Origin of the sequence: Pseudoalteromonas sp. SR41-8 (assembly GCF_014163915.1) — a bacterium.
In the GTDB taxonomy this organism is placed as follows: domain Bacteria; phylum Pseudomonadota; class Gammaproteobacteria; order Enterobacterales; family Alteromonadaceae; genus Pseudoalteromonas; species Pseudoalteromonas rhizosphaerae.
This window is the reverse complement of the sequence record NZ_JACJEE010000105.1, coordinates 1-276: the sequence shown is the minus strand read 5'-3', so window position 1 is coordinate 276 and position 276 is coordinate 1. Positions and strand designations below refer to the sequence as shown.

At 51.1% G+C, this 276-nt stretch carries 1 tRNA gene; it reads right to left on the bottom strand.

From position 1 onward, the window contains the following. Positions 1-157: 157 nt before the first annotated feature. Positions 158-233, bottom strand: a tRNA-Glu gene (locus H5162_RS21200). Between the last annotated feature and the right edge of the window lie 43 nt (positions 234-276).

Below are 276 nucleotides of genomic sequence, written 5' to 3'. Positions count from 1 at the left end.
CAAGGGGATTCGAACCCCTGTTACCGCCGTGAAAGGGCGGTGTCCTAGGCCTCTAGACGATGGGGACACAGAATATGTGTCACTAGGACGACTGAATAGTTTAACTCGTTTCAGGCGAGCTGCTTCATAACACTGCACTGACTATGAAAATAGTAAGTGGCGTCCCCAAGGGGATTCGAACCCCTGTTACCGCCGTGAAAGGGCGGTGTCCTAGGCCTCTAGACGATGGGGACACAGAATATGTGTCACTAGGACGACTGAATAGTTTAACTCGTT